Genomic DNA, 1,441 nt, shown 5'->3' with positions numbered 1-1,441 from the left:
TGGCCGGCCAGGCCTTCGGTGCCCATCCCGAACACGTCCAGCGGGGCCACGTCGGCGAACCCCGGCAGCAGATCGGTACCGACCGTCCGGCCCCGCCGCACCGGCTCGTTGACCACCACCGCCGCCCGCTCCACCTCCCCCGTCCACCGGTAACCCGGATCGACGATGCCGTGCTCAATCACCCGCGTCGGGGTGGAACCGGCATCCCACATCAGCCGGTTGAAGTGCGTGACGTGGACCAGGGTGACGCCGGGAATGTCGGCGGCCGGGTGGCGGGTGTCGGGCACCTGACCATGCGGGGCGTTGTGCTCCACATACACCAGCGGCGGCCGCCGCCCCAGCCACCGCTCCACCAGCGCCAGTTCATGCGGCCGCTGCAGCACGACGACGTCGATGTCGGTGTCCCGCAAGCGTTCGGGCGGCACCTCCACAACCGAGTCGGGCCAGTCGAAGGTCCGCGCCCGGCCCAGCCCGTCCGGCCCCCGCCCCGGCGTCACGGGCACCAGACAGGTGTGCGGGCCCTGCACAAACGCCGTGGTCCACGACCCGTGCACATGCCACAACAAAATCCTCATACCCGCCCCACCTCCCCCACCAGCTTCCCGACCGCGGCCACCACATCGTGAGCCGTCACCGACTCCAGACACGGATGCCCGGGCACCGGACAGGCACGGGCCCGACTGTCCGCACACGGCGCCTGCTGATCCCCCAGCAGCACATACGGCACCCCATACGGCCGCCACCACCCAGCCGGCACCACCGGCGCGAACAACGACACCACCGGCCGCCCCACCGCCGCCGCAAGATGCGCCGGCGCCGTATTACCCGCCACCACCACATCCGCCCCGGCCAGCACCCCCGCCAACTCCCCAGCCCCGGTACGGCCCCCCAGATCCAGCCCATACTCCCCGGCCACATACCCGGTCAGCTCCCGCTCCCCCGGCCCGCCGGTCACCACCACCCGATACCCCGCCCCGGCCAGCTCCCGCACCGCCTGCGCACACCGCTCCCGCCCCCACGCCCGAGCCGGCACACTCGCCCCCGGATGCACCACCACATACGACCCCGGACCCGTCAACCCGGCCACACCCAGCGGCGGCAGCACCCGCAACCGCCCGTCATCAACCCCCGCAAACCCCGCCGCCCCGGCCAGCTCCAGCATCGCCTCCACCTCATGAGCATCCGGCGCCCGCCGATGCCGCACATCAAGCAACGAGCCCGGATAGTCCTCACAGTCCGCCGCAACCCACCCCACCCCCGCCAGACGCAACAACAACGCCGTCGGCAGCGGACACTGATGAAACGACGTCAAAATCAGCCCCGCATCCGCATCGATCATGTCGACGAGCTGCTCGACCTCCCCACGCCCCACCGGCGCCGGCTCCAGCCCCACCCACGGCGCATCCCACACCAGGATGTCGTCCACCCCCGGCAGCAACCG

The 1,441-nt window shown here is 72.0% G+C and carries 1 protein-coding gene and 1 pseudogene; both read right to left on the bottom strand.

Annotated features, from left to right (window positions below; all coding sequences use genetic code 11):
- A pseudogene (locus tag AC5P09_RS51795) lies at nucleotides 1–575 on the bottom strand (glycosyltransferase family 1 protein); the annotation flags it as partial.
- Nucleotides 572–1,441, bottom strand: an 870-nt coding sequence (locus AC5P09_RS51790) for a glycosyltransferase family 9 protein (protein ID WP_493880606.1), incomplete at its 5' end; no start/stop codon positions are given. The pseudogene AC5P09_RS51795 and the gene AC5P09_RS51790, both read right to left, overlap by 4 nt.

The organism is Streptomyces sp. a15, from assembly GCF_059026085.1.
The sequence above is the reverse complement of the archived record's forward strand: the minus strand, read 5'-3'. Positions and strand labels throughout refer to the sequence as shown.